This is a genomic window from Gemmiger formicilis, from assembly GCF_016901605.1.
GTDB classification, from domain to species: domain Bacteria; phylum Bacillota; class Clostridia; order Oscillospirales; family Ruminococcaceae; genus Gemmiger; species Gemmiger formicilis_B.
The window spans coordinates 1-386 of the sequence record NZ_JACJKP010000494.1 but is presented as its reverse complement, the minus strand read 5'-3'; the positions used below and the strand labels follow the sequence as shown (position 1 = coordinate 386).

Annotated in this window: 1 protein-coding gene; it reads right to left on the bottom strand. The window is 55.4% G+C overall.

Annotated features, from left to right (window positions below; all coding sequences use genetic code 11):
- On the bottom strand, nt 1-386 hold a 386-nt coding region (locus H6B10_RS15610), incomplete at both ends, for an adenylyltransferase/cytidyltransferase family protein (protein WP_204652376.1).

Below are 386 nucleotides of genomic sequence, written 5' to 3'. Positions count from 1 at the left end.
CAGCTTTTTGATCATCGTCGAGCTGGTGCTCTTGGTGTAGGGGAAGAATTCGATATTGGACCCCACGGCGTTCAGGCTGCGCTTGTCCTCCTCCCAATAGGGGTTGCCGGCGTAGTCATCGCCGGAAAACAGGCAGTCAAAATGATAGACCTGCCAGGCCTTCATCTTTTCGATGGTATCTTCAGTCACGATGACCGCCTTGTCCGCATAGCGGCAGGCTTCAATCATCTGACGCCGCTCCTCCTCAGGGATATAGGGCGGTTTCTGCTTGAAGTGCACCACCAGCGCGTCGGACAGAACGCCCACGATCAGATAGTCGCATTCCTCCTTGGCGCGCCGCAGAAGATTGACATGGCCCACATGAAACAGATCGAATACGCCGGCAA